A 20,603-nucleotide genomic window follows, 5' to 3' on the forward strand; every position below is an offset into this window, starting at 1 on the left:
TCGTCCACAACAACACGCGAAGAAGGAGGCCGCCATGCCCAGCAGCTACCACCCAACGCCGCCCCACGGGGCCGCACGCCGCCTCTTGGGCACCGCCCTCACCTGTGCCCTGGCACTTGCCTTGGGCCCCCTGGGCGCTGACCCGGCCTTGGCCCACGGCGGCGCCGCCCACATGGTGCCGCTGAAGAAGACGGTGGAAGACTTCGGCGGCACGCTGCGCTGGGACAGCTTCGCCAACGTGTTCACCGTGTCGCGCAACGGCACGCTGGTGCGCCTGAAGCCCGGCTCGAAGACGGCGCTGGTCAACGGCCAGTCGATGCAGCTGGACGTTCCCGTGGTCATGCGCAAGGGCGCGGCCTACGTGCCGCACGACTTCGTGAACCAGGTGTTCCAGTCGAGCCTGGACAAGACCTTCGTGGTCGAGCGCGTGCCCAACCCGCTGAACCCGCTCACCGAGGCCGAGATCCAGACCGCGCTCGACGTGCTGAAGGCCTCCGGGCGCTACAAGCCCGGCCTGCGCTTCACCGAGATCAGCGTGAAGCGCCCGCCCAAGGACGAGGTCTGGAACTTCGCCCTCACCGGCCAGCCCGTGCGCGCGCCGCGCCAGGCAGCGCTCGTGGCGCTGGACGGCAAGAAGGTCATCGAAGGCACGGTCGATCTCGCGGCGCGCACGCTCACCGCGTGGAAGCCCATCGAGGGCGCGCACGGCATGGTGCTGCTGGACGACTTCGCCACCGTGCAAAGCGCCATCGAGGCCAGCCCCGACTACGCCAAGGCGCTCGCCACGCGCGGCATCGCCGACGTGAAGAAGGTGGTGGCCACGCCGCTCACCGTCGGCTATTTCGACGGCAAGGATTCGCTGCGCCAGGAAGACCGCCTGCTGAAGGTGGTGAGCTACCTGGACGTGGGCGACGGCAACTACTGGGCGCACCCGATCGAGGGGCTGGTGGCGGTGGTCGACCTGGAGCAGAAGAAGGTCATCAAGATCGAGGACGGCGGCCTGGTGCCCGTGCCGCTCAAGCCCACGCCGTACGACGGGCGCGACCGCGCGCCCACGCCCGCGCCCAAGCCGCTGGAGATCACCGAGCCCGAGGGCAAGAACTACACGATCACCGGCCACACGATGCACTGGCGCAACTGGGACTTCCACGTGCGCCTCGATTCGCGCGTGGGCCTGGTGCTGTCGACCGTCACGTACAACGACAAGGGCACCAAGCGCAAGGTGATGTACGAAGGTTCGCTGGGCGGCATGATCGTGCCCTATGGCGACCCCGACACCGGCTGGTACTTCAAGGCCTACCTCGACTCGGGCGAGTACGGCATGGGCACGCTCACCTCGCCCATCGAGCCGAACAAGGACGCGCCGCAGAACGCCGTGCTGCTGGACGCCACGCTGGCCGACTACACCGGCGCACCGGCCAAGGTGCCGCGCGCCATCGCGGTCTTCGAGCGCTACGCCGACCCCGAGTTCAAGCACCAGGAGATGGGCAAGCCCAACCTCAGCACCGAGCGGCGCGAGCTGGTGGTGCGCTGGATCAGCACGGTGGGCAACTACGACTACCTGTTCGACTGGGTGTTCGCCGAGAACGGCACCATCGGCATCAACGCGGGCGCCACCGGCATCGAGGCGGTGAAGGGCGTGAAGTCGCGCACCATGCAGGACGCCACCGCCGCCGAAGACACGCGCTACGGCACGCTGATCGACCACAACATCGTCGGCACCACGCACCAGCACATCTACAACTTCCGCCTCGACCTGGACGTGGACGGCGAGCAGAACACGCTCACCGAGGTCGACCCGGTGGTGCTGCCCAACACGCGCGGCGGCCCGCGCACCAGCACCATGCAGACGGTGCAGCGCACGGTGCAGACCGAGCAGCAGGCGGCGCAGAAGTTCGATGCATCGACCATCCGGCTGCTGAGCAACACGGCGAAGTCGAACAAGGTCGGCAACCCGGTGTCGTTCCAGCTCATTCCCTACGCAGGCGGCACGCACCCGATCGCCAAGGGCGCCAACTTCGCGAAGGACGAGTGGATCAACCACCGCCTGAGCTTCATGGACCGCCAGCTGTGGGTCACGCGCTACGACCCCGAGGAGCTGTTCCCCGAAGGCAAGTACCCCAACCGCTCCAACAAGGACACGGGCCTGGGCCAGTTCACGGCCGACAACCAGAACATCGTGAACACCGACAACGTCGTGTGGCTCACGACCGGCACCACGCACGTCGCGCGCGCCGAGGAGTGGCCGATCATGCCCACCGAGTGGGTGCATGCGCTGCTCAAGCCCTGGAACTTCTTCGACGAGACGCCGACGCTGGGGCTGAACCGGCCCGCGAAATGACAGCGAAAGACGAGGCCATCGGCCGCTACGCCGACCTGATGACGCTGCCGCCTGCGCTGCAGGCGCCGACCTACCGCCAGATGGACCGGCTCTACGCGACGCGCGCGATCCGGCGCGGCGCGCACGTGCATCCGCTGCCCGAGGGCCGGCCGGTCGATGCCCGGCACTTCGACATCGACGGCTTCATGGCGCGCAACCGCACGGCCGGGCTGCTGGTGCTCAAGGACGGCCACGTCGTGCTCGAACGCTACGCCATGGGCAACGACGCGGCGACGAAGTGGCTGTCGTTCTCGGTCGCGAAGTCGCTGACCTCCACGCTGGTCGGCGCGGCCGTGAAGGACGGCCACATCGCCAGCCTCGACGACCCGGTGGTGCGCTACGTGCCCGCGCTGCGCGGCTCGGCCTACGACGAAGTCACGGTGAAGCAGGTGCTGCAGATGAGCTCGGGCCTGGCCTGGAACGAGGACTACCTCGACGCCGACTCCGACCGGCGGCAGCTGATGCGCGCCCAGCTCACGGGCGAGAAGGGCGCCGTGCTGGCGTTCATGGCGCAGCGGCCGCGCGTGGCGCCGGCCGGCACCCGCTTCAACTACAGCACCGGCGAGACCTGCCTGGTCGGCGAGATCCTGGCGAGCGCGATCCGCCGGCCGATCAGCGACTACCTGTCGCAGAAGATCTGGGCCCCCTTCGGCATGGAGGCCGACGCCTACTGGCAGCTCGACGCGGTCGACGGCCAGGAGTTCACCGGCAGCGGCGTGAACGCCACGCTGCGCGACTTCGGACGCTTCGGCCTGTTCGTGCTCGGCGGCGGTGTGGCCGGTGGCCAGCAGGTGCTGCCCGACGGCTGGGTGGCGGACGCCACGCGCGTCGACGCTTCAAGCCACCTCGCGCCCGGCACGCTCCCGGGCTTCGAGCCGATGGGGTACGGCTATCAATGGTGGACCTTCCCGACCGGCGCGAAGGCGCTGCCCGGGCTCGACGGCGGACTGTTCGCCGCGCTCGGCATCTTCGGCCAGCAGATCTACATCCACCCGAAGGAACGGCTCGTGGTCGCGATCCACAGCACATGGCCGGCGCCGATCCATCCGCCGAGCCTGGTCGAGACCGATGCGCTGCTCGGCACACTGACCGCCGAGCTGCGCACCTAGCCTGAGCGTGGCGAACGCCACGCTCAGCGCGTCAGGAGAAGATCACCTGCGCGTCGGTGTACTCCTTCAGCCCTTCTTCGGCGAATTCCACGCCGAGCCCCGAGGCCTTCACGCCGCCGAAGGGCGCGTTGGGCTGGATGGCGCCGTGCTTGTTGATCCACACCGAGCCGCACTCCAGGCGTGACGCGATGCGCCTGGCGTGCTCGATGTCCTTCGACCACACGGAACCGCCCAGGCCGTTCTCGCTGTCGTTGGCGGCGCGGATGGCGTCTTCCACATCGGTGTAGCGGATGATGGGCAGCGCGGGACCGAACTGCTCTTCGTCGACCAGCGCATCGCCGTTCTTCAGGCCCGCGACGATCGTCGCAGGGAAGAACAGGCCCTCGCCCGGCTCACCGCCGGTGAGCAGCTGGCCCTTGGTCTTCGCATCGGCCACGAGCCGCGCGACCTTGTCGAACTGCATGCGGTTCTGCACCGGGCCGAGCACGTTCTTCTCGTCCATGCCGTCGCCCATCGGCACCTGCTTCGCGAAGGCCGCGAGGTGCTCGCACACGTCGTCGTGAATGCTGGCGTGCACGTACAGGCGCTTCATGGCGGCGCAGGTCTGACCGTTGTTGAGGAACGCGCCCCAGAACAGCCCTTCGGCGATGGCCTTGGGATCGGCGTCGGGCAGCACGATGCCGGCGTCGTTGCCGCCGAGTTCGAGCGTGAGCCGCTTCATGGTGCTGGCGGCCGACTGCATCACCTTCTTGCCGGTGGCGCAGGAGCCGGTGAACACGATCTTGCGGATGATGGGGTCGGTCGCCATGTCGGCGCCGAGGTTCGAGGTGCGGTCGTCGCAGCTCACGCTGTTGACCACGCCCTCGGGTAGCACCTCGTTGAGCAGCTCGACGAAGCGCAGCGTGGCCAGCGGCGTGTACGGCGAGGGCTTGATGACGACCGTGTTGCCCGTGCGCAGCGCCGGCAGCACGTGCCACACGGCGATCAGCACGGGGAAGTTCCACGGCGTGATCGAGCCGACCACGCCCACGGGCTTGCGGAAGATCTCGACGTGGCCCTGCGCGTTGTCCTGCAGCACGCGCGGCGGCAGCGACAGCGCCGCGGTGGCGCCGGCCCACGCAGCCGCGCCGCCCAGTTCCCAGCGCGAGCCCAGGCCGTTCAGCGGCTTGCCCTGTTCCAGCGTGAGCAGGCGCGCCAGCTCTTCGGCGTGCGCGCCGATCTTCTCGGTCACGGCGCGGCAGGCGGCGGCCAGTTCGTCGTCCGACTTCTGCGACCAGCTCGTGAAAGCCTTCTGCGCCGCGGCCACGGCGGCGGCGAGATCGTCGCGCGAGCCGTTCGGCGCGGTGCCGATCACCTGTCCGTTGGCGGGGTTGCGTACTTCGAAGGAAGTCGCGCCCTGCACCGCGCGACCGCCGATCGTCATTCTTGTCTCTTGCATTGCCTTGTCCTGGTTGGTTGACGCTGGAACGCGCCGCCGCAGGGCGGGGGCGCCAGGTCAATGTAGGAAAAGCAGGGGCCGGCGTCTTGGAGCCAGACGTCAGCGAATGGACTCAGGCGTCAGTCAATGCGGCAGCGGCCCCAGCGCAAGGCGTCCCGGCGGCATGCCGTAGCGCTTGCGGAACTCGCGGTAGAAGAACGACAGGTCGTTGAAGCCGCAGTCGTAGGCGACCTCCGCGATGGCCGGCGCGGGGCCGCCATGCCGCGCCGCGGCATCGAGCGCGGCGCGTGCCGCCGCCAGCCGGGTGTCGAGGATGTGGCGGCTCGGCGAAACGCCCAGCGCCTCGAAGGCCCGCTGCAGCAGCCGCGGCGACACGCCCAGGTGCCGCGCCAGTTCGCCCGCGTGGAAAGCCGGGTCGTGGAACTGCAGCGCCACGTGGTCCATCGCCCGGCGCAGCACGCCTTCGCCGGCGTTGCGCGACAGCAGCGCGGGCGCCTGCCGCGCGCGTTCGACCAGCACCGAGCCGAACACGCCGAGGAACGCTTCCACGAGGTGCGCATCGTCGGACTGCCCGCTGTCGAGCAGGCGCGCGAGGATGGCGCGCATCGCGAAGCCCAGCGCGTCGCCGCGCCGCACGCACACGCCCCCCTGCAGCGTGGGGCCGAAACGCGCGAGCATGTCGGCGCGCGGCAGGTGCACCGACACCTGCTGCGCGCTGGCGCCGTCGTAGACGAATTCCGAGGGCCGCGCCGAATCGATCAGCACGATGTCGCCGGCCTGCACCGCGATGTGCTGCCCGCCCTGGGACATGAGCGCGCCGCCGTGGTCCTGGAACACGAGGAAGAAATGCTCGCGGTCGTCGCGCCGGATGGCCTGCGCATCGCGGTGCACGCGCTGCAGGTTCTGGCCGATGAGCGCCACGTCGACACCGCCGGCGCGCCGCACCTCGATGCCGCCCGACACGGTCCGCTGGCGCGGCATGGGCACGGGCGTGAAATTGCCGCACACGGCCTGCAGGCGCGGGGCGACGAGCTCCAGGGGCATCTCGGCGCGCATCAGCGGCGTCAACGGCATCAGGGGGCCGCCGGTCATTCGCGCGGGCGAATCGAAGAAGGAAGCGCTCACAGGGTTGTCTCCTTGCAGGGCTTTTGGATCGGAGAGATCGGACGGTGCTCAGTCCTCGTCCATGACCTTGGAGCGGCCGAACGCGAAACCGAGGATCAGGCCGACCGTGCCGGTACCGATGCCGCACCACAGGCTCAGAAAAGTGTAGACGTTGTAGCGCGCCGGGTGCTGCGCCAGTTCATTCACCAGCGCAGGTTCGTTCAGGCCGCCGAGCCCGCGCGCGGCGGCGTAGTCGAAGCCCGCGGCCGCCAGGAAGTGCGGCACCACGAGGATGGGCAGCGCCACGAAGAACGGAAACCACGCGCCGCGCACCCGGCGCCAGCGCATGAGAAGCGCCGCGACGAACAGCACCGCGCCCACGATGACGGTGCCGAGCGCGAAGGACTGGCGCGCCAACGGCAGCAGCCAGGGCCAGATCCACGGCAACGGGTACAGCGGCCACTCGGCGCGCGGCGCCAGGCCGCCCGGCCTTGCGAAGGCGCGCCAGCCCAGCGTGTCCAGGCCACTGCCCACCAGCGCGGACACGCAGGCCACCACCGCCACGCCGAAGCACACATTGCGCAGCGTAAGAGGGCCGGACGGCAGAAGGCTTTGTTGATCCGGCTGCGGCGGCAACGCCGGTGACGCAGGCCACCCCGACTGCCAGTGCCGCAGGACGACCGACGGCGGCACCGGTGCCGGCGGCAGCTCGCCGTGCACCAGCCAGTCGACGATGAAGATCGCGACCGCGAAGGCCATGAGCGACGTGAGCCATGCGCAGGCACCCGGCATGTCGACGAAGCCGGCCGGCGTCAGCATCGGCAGCTGCCCGTAGGCCACGCCCACGCAGCCGTAGAGCCAGATGATCGGCACCGAAATGACCAGGCCCGCGCGCATGAGCACGGTGTTGGTCTCGTCCGACTCGTGCCGCAGCGCCTGCGCGCGCGACCACGCCTCGCGCCAGCTCACTTCGCCAGGGCCTTCAGCGCCATCTTGATGCCTTCGCTCACGGTGACGTCCTTGGGCAGCGCCTTGAGCGCGAGCGCGGCTTCCTTGTCGCTGTAGCCCAGCGCCACCAGCGCCTGCAGGATGTCGGCCTGCGCGTCGGAGGCTGCATGCGCCGGCAGGCCGATGTCGGCGCCCAGCTTGCCCTTGAGCTCCAGCAGCAGCCGCTCGGCGGTCTTCTTGCCGATGCCGGGGATCTTCACGAGCCGGCCCAGCTCCTGCGTGGTGATGGCCTGCGACAGCTCGCCCACGCTCATGCCCGAGAGCACACCCAGCGCGGTGCGCGGGCCCACGCCGGTGATCTTGATGAGCTGGCGGAAGGCCGCCCGCTCCTCGGCGGTGCCGAAGCCGTAGAGAATCTGCGCGTCCTCGCGCACGACGAAGTGCGTGAGCAGCGTCACCTTGGCGCCGACGTTCGGCAGGTTGTAGAACGTGCTCATCGGCACATCGACCTCGTAGCCGACGCCGTTGCAGTCCACCACCACCTGGGGGGGGTTCCGTTCTGCCAACGTGCCGCTCAGTTTGCCTATCATGGGTGCCCTTTTTCCTTGAAATGTCCGGCGTGATTCTGCGACACACCTTCCTCCCCCTGAACAACTCGCGCCTGGGCCACCTGTGCGGCCCGCTGGATGCGCACCTGCGGCGCATCGAGGAAGCGCTGGACGTGAAGATCGCGCACCGCCACGAGCAGTTCAAGGTCGACGGCCCCAAGGCCAAGGCGCAGCGTGCGATGGACGTGCTGCAGGCGCTGTACGAGATCGCCCAGCGCTCGATCGACCCGGCCGTGGTGCAGCTCACGCTGGCCGGTGACGGCTCGATGGTCGACGACGACGCCGCGATGCTGGTCACGCGCCGCGCCGACCTGCGCGCGCGCACGCCCACGCAGGCGATCTACCTGGACAACATCGCCAAGCACGACATCACCTTCGGCATCGGCCCGGCCGGCACAGGCAAGACCTACCTCGCGGTGGCCTGCGCGGTCGATGCGCTGGAGCGCGCGGCGGTGCAGCGCATCGTGCTCACGCGCCCGGCCGTGGAAGCAGGCGAGCGGCTGGGCTTCCTGCCGGGCGACCTGACGCAGAAGGTGGACCCGTACCTGCGTCCGCTGTACGACGCGCTGTACGACCTCATGGGCTACGAGAAGGTGCAGAAGGCCTTCGAGCGCAACGTGCTCGAGATCGCGCCGCTGGCCTTCATGCGCGGGCGCACGCTGAACAACGCCTTCGTGATCCTGGACGAGGCGCAGAACACCACGGTGGAACAGATGAAGATGTTCCTCACCCGCATCGGCTTCGGCGCCAAGGCGGTGGTGACGGGCGACGTGAGCCAGATCGACCTGCCCAAGCAGCAGCTCAGCGGCCTGATCGACGCGGAGCGCGTGCTCAAGCGCGTGGCCGGCATCGCGACCACGCACTTCACGAGCGCGGACGTGGTGCGCCACCCGCTGGTGGCGAAGATCGTCGATGCCTACGACGGGCAGCGCAAGCGGACCGGGGGACATTGAGATGGCAGCGTCCAAGCTCCCGGCGTTGTCGTTGTCGCTGCAGTTCGGCCGCTTCAAGGGCGTGGAGCGCCATCGCGCCGCGCTGGCGCGCCACAGCGTGACGCGCTGGATTCGCCACGCCCTGGACATCGACGGCGAGATCACCGTGCGCATCGTCGATGCCGAGGAAGGCCAGCGCCTGAACCGTGAATTCCGCGGCAAGGACTACGCCACCAACGTGCTGACCTTCGACTATGCGCAGGGCCCGGTCGTGATGGCCGACCTGGTGCTGTGCGCGCCCGTGGTGGCGCGCGAGGCGAAGGAAAACCGCAAGACGCTCGCCGCGCACTACGCGCACCTGCTGGTGCACGGCACGTTGCATGCGCAAGGCTGGGACCACGAGACGAGCGAGGCCGACGCGGACGAGATGGAAGCGTACGAAATCGAGATCCTCGCGGGCCTGGGCATTCGCAGCCCGTACGGGCGCTGAACACACCGCTGTGACCACGGAGATCGACACCGATCCCTGGCTGGCACGCTGGCTGCCGCTGCTGCGCGAATGCGCCGGCGACGCTCCGGTGCTCGAACTGGGTTGCGCGGCCGGCCGCGACACCGCCACGCTGGTCGAGGCCGGACTGCGGGTGACGGCGGTCGAGCTGTCGTCCGACGCCGTGGCGCAGGCACGGCAACGCGTGCCGACAGGGGCGACGTTCCACTGCGGCGATTTCCGCGAAGCCTGGCCGCTGGCGGACGGTGCCACGGTCGGCGTCGTGCTCGCGAGCCTGTCGCTGCACTACTTCGCCTGGGACGAAACGCTGGCGCTGGTGCGGCGCATCCACCGCGTGCTGCGTCCGGGTGGCGTGCTGCTGTGCCGGCTCAATTCGGTCAACGACCTGCACCACGGCGCGCGCGGGCCGTCGGCGAGCGGCCGGGACGAAGATGTCTTCTATACGGTGGACGGCATCCCCAAGCGCTTCTTCGACCGCACCGCCGTCGAGCGGCTGTTTGCCGATGGCTGGACGCTGCAGCACCTCGAGGAGGTGCGCGTGCTGCGCTACGACGCGCCGAAGGTGGCGTGGGAGGCGGTGCTTCGGCCTGCGCCGTTCACACCGTCATCTGCAGCGGGATCGTGACCGGCCCGTCGTTCAGCAGGTGCACCTGCATGTCGGCGCCGAACTCGCCGGTCGCCACCACGGGATGCGCGGCGCGCGCCTGCGCCACGAAGTATTCGTAGAGCCGCCGGCCCTCGTCGGGCGGGGCCGCGAGCGTGAAGCTGGGGCGGTTGCCGCCGCTCACGTCGGCCGCCAGCGTGAACTGGCTCACCACCAGCAGGCCGCCGCCGATGTCCTGCACGCTGCGGTTCATCTTGCCGGCCTCGTCCGAGAAGATGCGCAGCTTGAGGATCTTGGCGAGGAGGCGGTCGGCCACGGTGTCGGCGTCGCCGCGTTCGGCGCACAGCAGCACCAGCAGTCCGGACTCGATGGCGCCGGCGGTCTGGCCGCCGATGTCGACGCGCGCGTGCGCCACGCGCTGGAGCACGGCTTTCATGGGTGATTCATGGGTGGTGGTCCTCGAGTCGGGTGGCGCGCGCTTCCATGGTGAGCGGCAGCAACTGGATGGTCACGCGCAGGCCGGGCACGGCGTCCATCAGCGACTGCTCCAGCTCGTCGCGCAGGTTCGCGGCGTGCTGCAGGGTCCAGTCGCCGGGCACGTGCATGTGCAGGTCGGCAAAGCGGCGCTGGCCGGCGCCGCGCGTCACCATGTCGTCGAAGCGCACGCGGTCGCCCTGGGCATGGCGCGCCGTGAAGGCGTCGAGCGTGGCATGCACGGTGGCCAGCGTTTCGGCGTCGAGCGCCTCGTCCATCAGCCCCTGCGAGGAGCGCCACACGAGCTTGAAGCCCTCGCGCACGATGTTGAGCGCCACGCCGATGGCGATCAGCGGGTCGAGCCAGAGCCAGCCGCTGAAGTGCACGGCCACGATGCCGACCAGCACGCCGACCGAGGTCCAGACGTCGGTCATCAGGTGGCGCCCGTCGGCCTCCAGCGCGATGGAGCGGTTCGCCTTGGCGCCGCGGAACAGCGCGAGCGCCAGCGCCGCATTGAACCCCGAGCTGACCAGCGACAGCCCCAGGCCCCAGCCCAGCTGTTCCAGCGGCTGCGGCGCCAGCAGCCGCAGCACCGACACCCACAGGATCGCGATGGCGGCGCCCACGATCAGGATGCCCTCGAAGCCGGACGAGAAGTACTCGGCCTTGTGGTGGCCGTAGGGATGGTCTTCGTCGGCCGGGCGCTCGGCGATGGTCACCATCGCCAGCGCGAACATCGCGCTGGCCAGGTTGACGCAGGACTCCATGGCGTCCGAAATCAGGCCCATCGAGTTCGTCAGGTAGCCGGCCCCCCCCTTCAGGGCGATGGTCACCAGGGCCACGGCGACGGACACGCGAAGGAGCGTTTTAGGGGTCAACGTCATGCAGAAGGAACAAGATCAGGTAAAAAGGCCCCGTGCGAGCGGGCATTACGTCGCGGTAATCGACTGAATTATCAGCTGCGTGACCATATGTAACGCCTTCGCATTAATATTTGCACTCATTGCGGAGCAATCAGTCACAGAGAGGCAAATGATGAAGAAATTGATGACCACTGTTATCGGCCTTGCCATCGTGGGTACGGCCGCCCTGGCCCAGGCCGCGCAAGCCCAGACGGCCGCCGCCGCCGCGGCCCCCGCCCTGCAGGCCGGGTTCGTGAAGTCGGTGCGCGGCAGCGTCCAGCTGCTCGACGGCGCCGGCGCCACGCGCACGGCCGCCCCCGGCGACGCGCTGGGCGCGGTCGACCGCATCGTGACCGGCCCCGATTCCTCGGCGGCCGTCGTGCTGCGCGACAACACCACGCTGATGGTCGGCCCGTCCTCGCGCATGGACCTGAAGGAATTCCACTTCGACGGCACCACCCGCGACGGCGGCATCCTGGTGTCGCTGCTGCGCGGCTCGATGCGCATGATCACGGGCCTCATCGGCAAGACCAACCCCGACGCCGTGCGCGTCGAAACCCAGACCGCCACCATCGGCATTCGGGGCACGGACTTCATCGTGCAAGCCGACGGCCAACCCTGACCCTCATGCAGACACCCTTGCGCCGCTCTTCCCTTCTTCTTGCGACCACGTGGGTCGCCGTGTTCCTTGCCGCCTGCTCCACCCCGGGTACGCGCGTGGTGCTGCTGCCCCAGGCCGACGGCACGCCCTCGGCCGTGGTGGTGCGCGCCAAGGACGGCGAAGAAGTGCTCTCCAAGCCCTACCAGCGCGCCACGGCCGCGGTGGGCGCGAGCGGCGCACCGGTGGTCGACCAGGCCGATGCGGCCAAGGTCCAGGCCGAGAACAAGCCCCTGTTCGACATGCGTCCGCCGCTTCCGCAGCGCTACACCGTGTTCTTCGAAGTGGGCACCACCACCCTGACGGCGGCGTCCCAGCAGATCATGACGGAGGCCCTGGCCGCCGCGCTGGCCCGCAGCGGCGGCGACATCGTGGTGACCGGCCACACCGACACCAAGGGTGCGGGCGAGCAGAACGACCAGCTGTCGCGCCGGCGCGCGCAGGAAGTGGTGCAGCTGTTCGTGGAACGCCAGTTCCCGGCGAATCGCATCGAGGCCGTGGGCCGTGGCGAACGCGACTTGGCCGTGCCGACCGCCGACGAGGTGGACGAGCCGCGCAACCGGCGCGTGACCATCGAGGTCCGCTGACCCCCGCGCCACGCCGCCCCCATTGAAAAAGGCCCCGAGGGGCCTTTTTTCTTGGTCAGCTCAGGGTCACGCGCGCAAACTTGCGCTTGCCGACCTGCACGACGTAGCTGCCCGCAGGCAGTTTCAGGCCCTTGTCGGACACCACGACCGAGTCGACCCGCACGCCGCCGCCGTCGATCAGGCGGTTGCCTTCCCCGGACGACGCCGCCAGATTGGCCTGCTTGAGCAGTTGGCCGATGCCCAGCGGGGCGCCGGTCAGCGCCACTTCGGGAATCTCGTCGGGCACGCCGCCCTTGCTGCGGTTGATGAAGTCCTGCTCCGCCGCATCGGCCGCCGCCGCGCTGTGGAAGCGCGCGGTGATCTCCTTGGCCAGCGCGACCTTGGCGTCCTTCGGGTTGCGGCCGCCCGCGATCTCGGCCTTCAGCGCCTCGATCTGCGCCACCGACTGGAAGCTCAGCAGCGTGTACCAGCGCCACATCAGCGTGTCGGAAATCGACAGCACCTTGGCGAACATGCTGTTGGCGTCTTCGCTGATGCCGATGTAGTTGCCCTTGCTCTTGGACATCTTTTCGACGCCGTCGAGCCCTTCAAGCAGCGGCATAGTAAGTATGCACTGCGGCTCCTGGCCGTATTCCTGCTGGAGATGACGACCCACGAGCAGGTTGAACTTCTGGTCGGTGCCGCCCAGTTCGAGGTCGCTCTCGAGCGCCACCGAGTCGTAGCCCTGCATCAGCGGGTACAGGAACTCGTGCACCGAGATCGACTGGCCGGCCTTGAAGCGCTTGGTGAAATCGTCGCGCTCCATCATGCGCGCCACCGTGTACTTGGCCGCCAGCTGGATCATGCCGCGCGCGCCCAGCGGGTCGCTCCACTCGGAGTTGTAGCGGATCTCGGTCTTCGACTCGTCCAGCACCAGCTTGGCCTGGGCGAAGTAGGTCTCGGCGTTGGCGCGGATCTGCTCGGCCGTGAGCGGCGGGCGGGTGCTGTTGCGGCCGGACGGGTCGCCGATCAGGGACGTGAAGTCGCCGATCAGGAAGATCACCCGGTGCCCCAGGTCCTGGAGCTGGCGCATCTTGTTGAGCACCACCGTGTGTCCGATATGAATATCCGGGGCGGTCGGGTCCAGGCCCAGCTTGATGCGCAGCGGCTTGCCACTGGCTTCCGCCCGCTGGAGCTTCTTCACCCACTCGTCCTGCGGCAGCAGTTCGTCAGCGCCGCGGAGGGATATTTCGAGGGCTTGTCTTACACCATCGGAGAGGCTGGTGGATGTAACAGATTCGGCGTTCATGGGCTTTTTTGGCGGTTTTTCCAGTGGCCGAAGCTATACTCAGCCCGACTTTTCAAGCGCCGGATTCTAAGCGGCGCTTTTTTCCGCACCGTCTCCTGCCGCCCTGAACGCACTGGGCCTTGCAGCACGGACCTGCAGAACCTGAGTTGGAATCCACAGTTTGATCAACGGCATTCTTGCCGCCGAGGAGCTTCTCGCTTCCCGCGTGGCCTACACATTCCGGACGTACCCCAAGCAGATCACCGCAGCGATCGCTGCGATGCTGCTCAGCGCCGGCACCCTCGCGGTGGCCTCGCTCGGTCCCGACGCGTCCGACCTCCCCGTCCAGCAAGTGCTCGAAGCCACCGCGCCGGTGTCCTTCGCCGACCAGTCGGCGTCGCTCGAGAACTTCAGCTTCACGCTGTTCCGCACCGACGTCTCGCGCTCCAGCGACACGGCCGAGGCGCTGATGAAGCGCCTGGGCATTTCCGACCCCGCCGCCACCGCCTTCGTGCGTGGCAACGCCGAAGCGCGCATGGCGCTGTTCGCGCGCGTCGGTCGCACCGTGACGGCCGAAGCCACGCAGGAAAACCAGCTCGAAAGGCTCAGCGCCCGCTGGATTCCCGACGCCGACGGCGGCTTCAAGCGTTTCGTCATCGAGCGCACGCCCACCGGCTTCGTCGCCCGCACCGAGCGCGACATGCTCACGCCGGGCACGCGCCTGGCCAGCGGCACCATCCGCAGTTCGCTGTTCGCCGCCACCGACGACTCGCGCATTCCCGACGCCGTGGCCAGCCAGCTGGCCGACATCTTCGCGGGCGACGTCGACGTGCGCTCGCTGCGCAAGGGCGACCGCTTCGCCGTGGTCTACGAGACCTTCGAGGCCGACGGCCAGGCGCTGCGCAGCGGCCGCGTGCTCTCGGCCGAGTTCGAGAACAACGGCAAGGTCCACCAGGCCGTCTGGTTCCAGCCCCCGGGCGCAGGCCAGAAGGGCAGCTACTACCGCCCGAACGGCGACAGCCTGCGCAAGGCCTACCTGGCCTCGCCGGTCGAGTTCTCGCGCGTGTCCAGCGGTTTCGCGATGCGCATGCACCCGATTTTGAACAGCTGGCGCCAGCACAACGGCATCGACTACGCGGCGCCCACGGGCACCGCGGTGCGCACGGTCGGTGACGGCACGGTCGATTTCGCCGGCACGCAAAGCGGCTACGGCAACATCGTCATCATCAACCACCGCAACAACCAGCAGACGGCCTACGCCCACCTGAGCCGCATCAACGTGAAGGCCGGCGAAAGCGTGAGCCAGGGCCAGACCATCGGCGCCGTCGGCTCGACCGGCTGGGCCACGGGTCCGCACCTGCACTTCGAATACCGCGTCGGCGGGGCCTACCAGGACCCGACCACCATCGCACAGGAAGGCGGCGCACCGATCACCGCCGCCATGCGTCCGGCTTTCGAACGCATCGCCGTGGGCGCCCGCACCGAGCTGGCAGCCGCCTTCTCGGTGATCCAGGCCAGCGCCGACTGAGCCTCGGCGTTCCCGGCATGGCCGCCGCAACGCAGCAGCCGCACCAACGCTTCATCGGCCTGATGTCGGGCACCTCGCTGGACGGGGTCGACGGCGTCATTGCCGATTTTTCCGACGACGGCCGCCTCGCGGTGATCGGCCACGCCAGCGCCGACTTTCCCGCCCCGCTGCGCGCCGAGCTGATGGCGCTCAACACCCCCGGCGACAACGAACTGCACCGCGCGGCCCTGGCCGGCAACGGCCTGGCGCGGCTCTATGCCGGCGTGGTCGCGCAGCTGCTGGCCAACACCGGCACCGCCCCGGACGCCGTCGCCGCCATCGGCGCCCACGGCCAGACCGTGCGCCACCGGCCGCTCGAATTCGACGGCACCGGCTACACGCTGCAGATCAACAACCCCTCGCTGCTGGCCGAACTGAGCGGCATCGACGTGGTCGCCGACTTCCGCAGCCGCGACCTCGCGGCCGGCGGCCAGGGCGCGCCGCTGGTGCCGGCCTTTCACCAGGCGCTGTTCGCCCGGCCCGACGCGCCCGTCGCCGTGCTGAACCTGGGCGGCATCTCCAACCTGAGCCTGCTGCCCGCCACCCGCGCGCCGGCAAGCACGGCCACCCTGCTGGGCTTCGACTGCGGCCCCGCCAACGCGCTGATGGACCACTGGTGCCAGCGCCACCTCGGCCAGCCTTTCGACAAGGGCGGCCGGTGGGCCGCCAGCGGGCGCGTACTGCCCGAGCTGCTCGCCCGCCTGCAGGCCGAGCCGTATTTCGCCAAGGCGCCGCCGAAGAGCACGGGGCGCGATTTATTCCATCCGGACTGGCTCGCCGGCCATCTGGGCACCGCCACGTGGGCGCCAGTCGACGTGCAGGCCACGCTGGCTGAACTGACCGCCAGCACCTGCGCGGCGGCGCTGCAAAGCTATCAAAAAGAGAGCGAATTGCTGATCGTCTGCGGCGGTGGCGCGCTCAACGGCCACCTCATGGACCGCCTGCGCGCTCTGCTGCCCGGCGTGCAGGTGCAGGCCTCGTCGGAACACGGCCTGCCGCCCCAGCAGGTCGAGGCTGCCGCCTTCGCGTGGCTGGCCCGCCGCACCCTCCGACGCGAACCCGGCAACCTCGCGAGCGTGACAGGCGCGCGCGGGGCGCGGGTGCTGGGCGCGATCTACCCCGCCTGAGCCCCGCCCGCCCGGTCAGCCCTGGCCGGACACTTCCGGCTGCGCAGGCTGAGCCGCCCGCACTTCTGCAGGCAAATGCCAGAAGATCAACGCAGAAGCCACCGTGATGAGCCCCATGGTGGCAAACGTAGCCTGGAACGCATCTAGCGTCTGCACCGGTGTCACCGTGCCGAAAACGCCGTTGTAGCCCGCCAGCACCGCGCCGGCAGCTGCCACGCCCAGGCTCATCGCCAACATCTGCACCATCGACAGCAGGCTGTTGCCGCTGCTGGCCATGCTGCCGTCCAGGTCCTTCAGGGTGATGGTGTTCATCGCCGTGAACTGCAGCGAATTGACCGCGCCGAACACCAGCAGCTGCAGCAGGTGCAGCGCCACCGGCTGCCCCGGCGCCGTGAGGCCGAAGCTGGCCATGGTGCAGCCGACCAGCACCGTGTTGGCGACCAGCACGCGGCGGTAGCCATGGCGCGTGATCAGCGGCGTGGCAAAGCGCTTCATCGCCATGCCGGCCAGCGCGACCGGCAGCATCATCAGCCCGGCGCGCACCGGCGAATAGCCCATCGACACCTGCAGCAGCAGCGGCACCAGGAAGGGCATGCAGCTGCTGCCCAGGCGCGAGAACAGGTTGCCGAGCAGGCCGATGCTCAGCGTCGGGATGCCGAACAGCGCGGGCGAGAACAGCGGCTCGGGCGTGCGCGCCGCGCGCAGCCAGTAGGCGACCACGCTGGCGAAGCCGAAGATCAGCACCACGATCACCCCGCCCTGGTGCAGCCCGAGTCCGGACACGCCGTCGACCGCCAGCGAGATCGTCACCATGCCGAAGGCCAGCAGCGCGTAGCCCACGCTGTCGAAGCGCTTCTGGATCGCGCCGCGCAGGTCCGGCATGTAGCGCAGCGTGGCGATGCAGCCTGCCAGCCCCACCGGAACATTGATCAGGAAGATCCAGTGCCACGAGGCGTACTGCACCAGCCAGCCGCCCAGCGTGGGCCCCAGGAGCGGCCCGATGAGCCCCGGAATGGCCACGAAGCTCATCGCCTGCAGGAACTCGGCGCGCGGCACCGTGCGCAGCAGCGCCAGCCGCCCCACGGGCAGCAGCAGCGCCCCGCCGAGCCCTTGCACCACCCGCGCCGCCACGAGCGGCCCCAGCCCCTGCGAGAGCGCGCACTGCACCGAGCCGGCGGCGAACAGCACGATGGCGCAGAAGAAGATGCGCCGCGTGCCGAAGCGGTCGGCGATCCAGCCCGAGGCCGGGATCAGCATCGCCATCGTGAGCGCGTAAGCCACCACCACCGACTGCATGCGCAGCGGGCTCTCGCCCAGGCTGGTGGCCATCGCGGGCAGCGCCGTGTTGATGATGGTGGCGTCCAGCGTCTGCATGAAGAAGCCGACGGCCACGAGCCACAACAGGCTCTTGCGGGAGGGGTCGACGGGGACGGCGGCTTCGGAATTCATCGGACTGGCGCGGAGCACGGATTCAAGGGGAAAAGACGACGGGCAGCAAAAAGCCGCCCGGAGGCGGCTTTTCGAGGGGGCCGGGTCAGCAGCATCCAGGCATCAGGCCGAGAAGCTGGAGCCGCAGCCGCAGGTGCTGGTGGCGTTCGGGTTCTTGATCACGAACTGGGCGCCCTGCAGGTCTTCCTTGTAGTCGATCTCGGCGCCGACCAGGTATTGGTAGCTCATGGCGTCGATCAGCAGCGACACACCGTTCTTGGTCATGGTGGTGTCGTCTTCGTTGGTGATCTCGTCGAAGGTGAAACCGTACTGGAAGCCGGAGCACCCGCCGCCCTGCACGAACACGCGCAGCTTCAGGTCGGGATTGCCTTCTTCGGCGATCAGGTCGGCGACCTTGGCAGCCGCGCTGTCGGTGAAGACGATCGGCTCGGGCATCTGGGTCTGGATGTTTTCGGCAACAGCGCTCATGGGGTGAAACTCCTTGGGGGGCCGACTGCGCGGCCAATGGACGGGATGCTACTGCAATGCCGCATTTTCGGCAGGCCGCACGCGGCGAGCACCCATCGCGAGTGGGGTCGGGCACCGCATCCGCCAAGGGCATCCTGGCGGCGCGGCCACGAAAAAGCCGCCCGAGGGCGGCTTCTTGTCTCGCAACGAACAGGTATCAGCGCTTGCTGAACTGCTTGCGGCGACGGGCGGAGTGCAGACCGACCTTCTTACGCTCGACTTCACGTGCATCGCGCGTGACGTAGCCGGCCTGGCTCAGGACGGACTTCAGCGAAGCGTCGTAGTCGATCAGGGCACGGGTGATGCCGTGGCGCGTGGCGCCAGCTTGACCCGATTCGCCGCCGCCGTTCACGTTGACCATCACGTCGAAAGCTTCGAGGTTGTTGGTCAGCACGAGGGGCTGCTTGGCGATCATGATCGAGGTCTCGCGGCCAAAGAACGCTTGGATGTCCTTGCCGTTGACCGTGATCTTGCCGGTGCCTTTTTTCAGAAACACGCGGGCGACGCTGGATTTGCGACGGCCGGTGCCATTGTTCCATTCACCAATCATTCTCAAGGCTCCTTAGATTTCCAGCGCCTTGGGCTGCTGGGCGGTATGCGGGTGCTCAGCGCCACCGTAGACCTTGAGTTTCTTGATCATTGCGTAACCGAGCGGGCCCTTGGGCAGCATGCCCTTGACAGCCTTTTCCAGGGCGCGGCCCGGGTGCTTGTTCTGCATGTCGCGGAAGTTCGTCGCCGTGATACCGCCCGGGTAGCCCGAGTGACGGTAGTACACCTTGTCGAGCGACTTGGCGCCGGTGACGCGCAGTTGCGCGGCGTTGATGATGACGATGTAGTCACCGGTATCGACGTGAGGCGTGTAAATGGCCTTGTGTTTGCCGCGCAAACGGAGAGCAACTTCGCTGGCTACTCGTCCGAGGACCTTGTCGGTCGCGTCAATCACAAACCACTCGTGCGTCACGTCAGCGGGCTTGGCGCTGAACGTTTTGGTCATGAGTTTTTCTCTTGATAGAGGGTTTGGCGGGCCCTTTTCCACGGTCGGCGTTCCTCTGGTGGGAATCTCTTAGGTGGGTTCAAAGTCTTCGCCGCGGGGCCACAAAAACGCTGCGAAGCCCGCGATTATATGAAGAAATGGCCAAACGGCCAATTTCCGGCCTTCCAAGGGGCTTGGGCGCGGGCTCAGCGCTGGATGCGAACGAGTTCCAGGGTCTCGCTGGTCACTGCGGTGTAGCCGCGTCGGTACATGGCCTCGAAGTTGACGATCCGCCTCAGGTCTGGGCTGTACAGGACGGCTGCCTTGAATGGCGTGCCAACCGGCGCCGCGCCGGTGCCATAGGAGACGTAGATCCAGCCTTCGTAGCGGATCGGCACCACGTTGAGCTCCACGCCGTCCACGCGCGTCGTGTGCTCGGGGCCCACCGAGGCGTTGAGCTCGTGCCGCAGCCGGTCGTCGGTGGTCGTCACGTAGTCCAGGTGCCAGCGCATGCCGGGCTGGACCTCGTCCTTCGGCGCCCAGCCGCCCGGCGGCGACGCGCTGTCGAACAGGCCGCCGGCCGCCGACGTGAGGGAAACCACCTGCCCATTGGCCTTCTCGACCCGGCTGCCGGCGTTGAACGACAGCTCATCGCCATTGACCCGGTCCACCCGGTAGATCACCGGCGTGCGGTTGCCGGTGAGCCGGTCGGTGCGCACGTATTCGAGCGCGTCACCGGCACGCAGCGGTTCGGCCAGCGCCACGCCGATGCGGCGGCGGGCGGCGCCTTCGGGTTCGTTGGCACGCGCCGCCAGCTGCGCCTGGGCGCGAGCCGGCAATTCCGCCAGGAACTCGGCCGGCATCGCGAAATTCAGGTTGCCGCCGTCGCGCACGGCGAAGGTGGTGATGCCCAGCAGCCGGCCGTCGCTGTCGAACAGCCCGCCGCCGCTCGACCCGGAAGCGATGGCCGCCGTGGTCTGCAGCAGCCGCGCTTCGCCGTCGCCGCCGCGCAGACCCGACAGCAGGCCTTCGCTCAGGGTGTTTTCCAGCCCGCGCGGATTGCCGATGGCATACACGCGTTGCCCCACCCGCGCAGTGCCGGCGGGCGCCAGCGTCACCGGCGGCGCCGTGAAGTTGGCGACCTTGATCTGGCACAGGTCGCGCGTCGGGTCCGGGTATTCGAGCGTGGCGCCGTAGGTGACGTTGTCCCGCTTGACCACGAAATTGCTGGCCTTGGCCAGCACGTGGCAGTTGGTGACGAGGCGGCCGGGCGCGATCACCACGGCGCTGCCGGCGCGCAGCGGGCGCTCCTGGGCGTCGAAGGTGCGTACCGCCCAGACGCTGCCCGTCAGCTTGGCGAACAGGGCGTCCGGCTCCAGCGCGGCGACGTTGCCGCCGGCCAGAGCGATCGCCAGGAAGGCGCCCGCGGCGCGCAGCCGAGGTGCAGGGTGGGTCATCGGC

At 68.7% G+C, this 20,603-nt stretch carries 21 protein-coding genes; 9 read left to right on the forward strand and 12 right to left on the reverse strand.

Features of this window, described 5'->3' with window-relative positions; genetic code table 11:
• The first annotated feature begins 34 nt into the window (after positions 1-34).
• Both tynA and D3H34_RS05555 read left to right on the forward strand, forming a co-directional pair.
• Complete coding sequence (gene tynA / locus D3H34_RS05550) at positions 35-2,341, forward strand: primary-amine oxidase (protein WP_119552431.1); 2,307 nt, start codon at positions 35-37, stop codon at positions 2,339-2,341.
• Positions 2,338-3,489, forward strand: coding sequence for a serine hydrolase domain-containing protein (locus tag D3H34_RS05555; protein ID WP_119552432.1), 1,152 nt, complete (start codon positions 2,338-2,340; stop codon positions 3,487-3,489). The genes tynA and D3H34_RS05555 overlap by 4 nt, the downstream gene beginning before the upstream one ends.
• A 31-nt stretch (positions 3,490-3,520) precedes the next feature.
• On the opposite strand, the gene D3H34_RS05560 is transcribed toward D3H34_RS05555, so the two are convergent.
• The 4 genes from D3H34_RS05560 to ruvA all read right to left on the reverse strand — a co-directional run bounded on the left by D3H34_RS05560 (position 3,521) and on the right by ruvA (position 7,569).
• Complete coding sequence (locus tag D3H34_RS05560) at positions 3,521-4,927, reverse strand: aldehyde dehydrogenase family protein (RefSeq protein ID WP_205736674.1); 1,407 nt, start codon at positions 4,925-4,927, stop codon at positions 3,521-3,523.
• A gap of 123 nt (positions 4,928-5,050) precedes the next feature.
• A complete protein-coding gene (locus tag D3H34_RS05565) occupies positions 5,051-6,052 on the reverse strand; it encodes a helix-turn-helix domain-containing protein (RefSeq protein ID WP_119552434.1) in 1,002 nt (333 codons plus the stop codon).
• A gap of 48 nt (positions 6,053-6,100) precedes the next feature.
• A complete protein-coding gene (locus D3H34_RS05570) occupies positions 6,101-7,000 on the reverse strand; it encodes a hypothetical protein (protein ID WP_119552435.1) in 900 nt (299 codons plus the stop codon).
• A complete protein-coding gene (gene ruvA, locus D3H34_RS05575; protein WP_119552436.1) occupies positions 6,997-7,569 on the reverse strand; it encodes a Holliday junction branch migration protein RuvA in 573 nt (190 codons plus the stop codon). The genes D3H34_RS05570 and ruvA overlap by 4 nt, the downstream gene beginning before the upstream one ends.
• Positions 7,570-7,589: 20 nt before the next feature.
• Between ruvA and D3H34_RS05580 the strand changes: the two genes are divergently transcribed.
• Genes D3H34_RS05580 through D3H34_RS05590 form a run of 3 tightly spaced genes read left to right on the forward strand, consistent with a single transcriptional unit; the run spans position 7,590 to position 9,652 of the window.
• Complete coding sequence (locus D3H34_RS05580) at positions 7,590-8,540, forward strand: PhoH family protein (RefSeq protein ID WP_205736675.1); 951 nt, start codon at positions 7,590-7,592, stop codon at positions 8,538-8,540.
• Between the two features lies 1 nt (position 8,541).
• The gene (ybeY, locus tag D3H34_RS05585) at positions 8,542-9,009 is read left to right on the forward strand and encodes an rRNA maturation RNase YbeY (protein ID WP_119552437.1); all 468 of its coding nucleotides are present in this window, start codon (positions 8,542-8,544) and stop codon (positions 9,007-9,009) included.
• Positions 9,010-9,019: 10 nt separating this feature from the next.
• Positions 9,020-9,652, forward strand: a complete 633-nt coding sequence (locus D3H34_RS05590; protein WP_286185467.1) for a class I SAM-dependent methyltransferase — start codon at positions 9,020-9,022, stop codon at positions 9,650-9,652.
• Here the strand turns inward: D3H34_RS05590 and dtd are convergent.
• Together dtd and D3H34_RS05600 are read right to left on the reverse strand one after the other, a co-directional pair.
• Positions 9,624-10,067 (reverse strand): D-aminoacyl-tRNA deacylase, encoded by a 444-nt coding sequence (gene dtd / locus D3H34_RS05595; protein ID WP_119552439.1) that lies wholly within the window; start codon positions 10,065-10,067, stop codon positions 9,624-9,626. The two genes, D3H34_RS05590 and dtd, sit on opposite strands and share 29 nt — an antisense overlap.
• Positions 10,068-10,074: 7 nt before the next feature.
• Positions 10,075-10,989, reverse strand: coding sequence for a cation diffusion facilitator family transporter (locus tag D3H34_RS05600; RefSeq protein WP_119552440.1), 915 nt, complete (start codon positions 10,987-10,989; stop codon positions 10,075-10,077).
• Between the two features lie 163 nt (positions 10,990-11,152).
• On the opposite strand from D3H34_RS05600, the gene D3H34_RS05605 reads away from it, so the two are divergent.
• Both D3H34_RS05605 and D3H34_RS05610 read left to right on the forward strand, forming a co-directional pair.
• A complete protein-coding gene (locus D3H34_RS05605; protein WP_286185468.1) occupies positions 11,153-11,629 on the forward strand; it encodes a FecR family protein in 477 nt (158 codons plus the stop codon).
• Positions 11,630-11,634: 5 nt separating this feature from the next.
• The gene (locus D3H34_RS05610; RefSeq protein ID WP_119552442.1) at positions 11,635-12,252 is read left to right on the forward strand and encodes an OmpA family protein; all 618 of its coding nucleotides are present in this window, start codon (positions 11,635-11,637) and stop codon (positions 12,250-12,252) included.
• A gap of 55 nt (positions 12,253-12,307) precedes the next feature.
• Here the strand turns inward: D3H34_RS05610 and tyrS are convergent, their stop codons facing one another.
• Complete coding sequence (gene tyrS, locus D3H34_RS05615) at positions 12,308-13,540, reverse strand: tyrosine--tRNA ligase (protein ID WP_119552443.1); 1,233 nt, start codon at positions 13,538-13,540, stop codon at positions 12,308-12,310.
• Between the two features lie 160 nt (positions 13,541-13,700).
• Here tyrS and D3H34_RS05620 point away from each other — a divergent pair, with 160 nt between their 5' ends.
• Both D3H34_RS05620 and D3H34_RS05625 read left to right on the forward strand, forming a co-directional pair.
• Positions 13,701-15,047 carry a M23 family metallopeptidase gene (locus tag D3H34_RS05620; protein ID WP_119552444.1) on the forward strand — a complete coding sequence of 449 codons (1,347 nt, stop codon included), beginning with the start codon at positions 13,701-13,703 and terminating at the stop codon, positions 15,045-15,047.
• A 17-nt stretch (positions 15,048-15,064) separates the two neighbouring features.
• Positions 15,065-16,213, forward strand: a complete 1,149-nt coding sequence (locus D3H34_RS05625) for an anhydro-N-acetylmuramic acid kinase (RefSeq protein WP_119552445.1) — start codon at positions 15,065-15,067, stop codon at positions 16,211-16,213.
• 15 nt (positions 16,214-16,228) lie between these two features.
• Here D3H34_RS05625 and mdtD read toward each other — a convergent pair whose 3' ends face one another.
• The 5 genes from mdtD to D3H34_RS05650 form a co-directional block, all read right to left on the reverse strand.
• Positions 16,229-17,662 (reverse strand): multidrug transporter subunit MdtD, encoded by a 1,434-nt coding sequence (gene mdtD, locus D3H34_RS05630; protein ID WP_119552446.1) that lies wholly within the window; start codon positions 17,660-17,662, stop codon positions 16,229-16,231.
• 102 nt (positions 17,663-17,764) lie between these two features.
• Positions 17,765-18,130 (reverse strand): iron-sulfur cluster insertion protein ErpA, encoded by a 366-nt coding sequence (gene erpA, locus D3H34_RS05635; protein ID WP_007827949.1) that lies wholly within the window; start codon positions 18,128-18,130, stop codon positions 17,765-17,767.
• Positions 18,131-18,326: 196 nt separating this feature from the next.
• Complete coding sequence (gene rpsI / locus D3H34_RS05640; protein WP_119552447.1) at positions 18,327-18,719, reverse strand: 30S ribosomal protein S9; 393 nt, start codon at positions 18,717-18,719, stop codon at positions 18,327-18,329.
• A gap of 12 nt (positions 18,720-18,731) precedes the next feature.
• On the reverse strand, positions 18,732-19,163 hold the full coding sequence (gene rplM, locus D3H34_RS05645; protein ID WP_119552448.1) for a 50S ribosomal protein L13: 432 nt from the start codon (positions 19,161-19,163) through the stop codon (positions 18,732-18,734).
• A 185-nt stretch (positions 19,164-19,348) separates the two neighbouring features.
• Complete coding sequence (locus D3H34_RS05650; protein WP_147400387.1) at positions 19,349-20,599, reverse strand: S1C family serine protease; 1,251 nt, start codon at positions 20,597-20,599, stop codon at positions 19,349-19,351.
• Positions 20,600-20,603: the final 4 nt, after the last annotated feature.

It is taken from the genome of Acidovorax cavernicola (assembly GCF_003581445.1).

Excerpts from the sequence above, each read along its gene's own strand:
- mdtD (WP_119552446.1), bottom strand. The coding sequence starts at position 17,662 with ATGAATTCCGAAGCCGCCGTCCCCGTCGACCCCTCCCGCAAGAGCCTG.
- D3H34_RS05650 (WP_147400387.1), bottom strand. The coding sequence starts at position 20,599 with ATGACCCACCCTGCACCTCGGCTGCGCGCCGCGGGCGCCTTCCTGGCG.
- D3H34_RS05610 (WP_119552442.1), top strand. The coding sequence starts at position 11,635 with ATGCAGACACCCTTGCGCCGCTCTTCCCTTCTTCTTGCGACCACGTGG.
- dtd (WP_119552439.1), bottom strand. The coding sequence starts at position 10,067 with ATGAAAGCCGTGCTCCAGCGCGTGGCGCACGCGCGCGTCGACATCGGC.
- rpsI (WP_119552447.1), bottom strand. The coding sequence starts at position 18,719 with ATGATTGGTGAATGGAACAATGGCACCGGCCGTCGCAAATCCAGCGTC.
- ruvA (WP_119552436.1), bottom strand. The coding sequence starts at position 7,569 with ATGATAGGCAAACTGAGCGGCACGTTGGCAGAACGGAACCCCCCCCAG.
- erpA (WP_007827949.1), bottom strand. The coding sequence starts at position 18,130 with ATGAGCGCTGTTGCCGAAAACATCCAGACCCAGATGCCCGAGCCGATC.
- D3H34_RS05580 (WP_205736675.1), top strand. The coding sequence starts at position 7,590 with ATGTCCGGCGTGATTCTGCGACACACCTTCCTCCCCCTGAACAACTCG.
- D3H34_RS05600 (WP_119552440.1), bottom strand. The coding sequence starts at position 10,989 with ATGACGTTGACCCCTAAAACGCTCCTTCGCGTGTCCGTCGCCGTGGCC.
- D3H34_RS05605 (WP_286185468.1), top strand. The coding sequence starts at position 11,153 with ATGACCACTGTTATCGGCCTTGCCATCGTGGGTACGGCCGCCCTGGCC.
- rplM (WP_119552448.1), bottom strand. The coding sequence starts at position 19,163 with ATGACCAAAACGTTCAGCGCCAAGCCCGCTGACGTGACGCACGAGTGG.
- ybeY (WP_119552437.1), top strand. The coding sequence starts at position 8,542 with ATGGCAGCGTCCAAGCTCCCGGCGTTGTCGTTGTCGCTGCAGTTCGGC.
- D3H34_RS05555 (WP_119552432.1), top strand. The coding sequence starts at position 2,338 with ATGACAGCGAAAGACGAGGCCATCGGCCGCTACGCCGACCTGATGACG.
- tynA (WP_119552431.1), top strand. The coding sequence starts at position 35 with ATGCCCAGCAGCTACCACCCAACGCCGCCCCACGGGGCCGCACGCCGC.
- D3H34_RS05560 (WP_205736674.1), bottom strand. The coding sequence starts at position 4,927 with ATGCAAGAGACAAGAATGACGATCGGCGGTCGCGCGGTGCAGGGCGCG.
- tyrS (WP_119552443.1), bottom strand. The coding sequence starts at position 13,540 with ATGAACGCCGAATCTGTTACATCCACCAGCCTCTCCGATGGTGTAAGA.
- D3H34_RS05625 (WP_119552445.1), top strand. The coding sequence starts at position 15,065 with ATGGCCGCCGCAACGCAGCAGCCGCACCAACGCTTCATCGGCCTGATG.